We start from the raw sequence: 1067 nt of genomic DNA, 5'->3' as shown, positions 1-1067 counted from the left end.
GACATTCATGGAAAGGTGTAGAAGAGGAAGCCAACTGCTGAAAGTGGTACGCTCTTCTCGCCAAAGAAACAAGCAGTACTACCATGAATTATCAGCAGTTGACCGAGGGCAGAAGATACCAGATTTCTGCTCTTTTGGAACGGGGAATTTCCGTTTCTGAAATAGCTAAAACAGTTCAGTGCCATCGCTCTACGGTATATCGGGAGCTTAAACGTGGCCGCAAGGGCAGTCATTATTGCCCAAACGAAGCCCAGGTGTTGTCAATCAAAAAACGTACATCAGCGCGTAAATACCGTATACCTCAGGAGCGTGTTGATTTTATCCGCCTCCTTTTAGAAGCGGATTGGAGTCCAGAGCAGATTTCCAGTGTATTAACTAAAGTCGGTGCCGCCGTCAGCCATGAGTGGATATACCGATTTGTTGCGCTGGATAAACGCTTGGGTGGCAAGTTATATCGCCACTTGAGGCAAGGACACAAGCGGTATCGTCGCGGTAAAAAAGAGAAAGCGCCAGCAATCAAGAATGCCGTTTCGATCGATGATAGGCCGAGCATCGTTGACAGTAAGGAGCGATTTGGTGATTGGGAAATCGACACCGTATTAGGCAAGCACGGCACTGGAGCAATGGTGACTATTTTAGAGCGTAAAACACGATTTTACGTGGTAAAGAAAGTGCCATCCAAGTCAGCGGATGATGTCACCAAAGCAACAATAGAGCTACTCATGCCTTATAAGGAGCATGTGCATACCATCACGACAGATAACGGGAGAGAGTTTGCAGGTCATGAAACCATCGCAAAGGAGTTGGAGGCTGAGGTGTACTTTGCCCACCCTTATAGCTCTTGGGAGCGTGGAGCCAATGAGAATGCTAACGGTCTTTTAAGGCAATATGTGAAGAAAGGAACCGACCTAACAACGGTAACAGACAGCGATATTGAATTCGCTCTATTGCGGATAAATTATCGACCGAGAAAATGTTTAGACTTCAAGCAGCCAGCAATTGTATTTAAAGAAATGGCATTGGCTGCTTGATATTAGCGAGTGTCGCACTTCGCAGTTGAATTCGGG

1 protein-coding gene is annotated in these 1067 nt (G+C 46.4%); it reads left to right on the top strand.

Annotated elements, in window-relative coordinates; genetic code table 11:
- Positions 1-83: 83 nt before the first annotated feature.
- On the top strand, positions 84-1031 hold the full coding sequence (locus R7Z77_RS24125) for an IS30 family transposase (protein ID WP_253652475.1): 948 nt from the start codon (positions 84-86) through the stop codon (positions 1029-1031).
- Positions 1032-1067 lie beyond the last annotated feature (36 nt).

Source organism: Vibrio sp. 1401 (assembly GCF_033340295.1).
The sequence above is the reverse complement of the archived record's forward strand: the minus strand, read 5'-3'. Positions and strand labels throughout refer to the sequence as shown.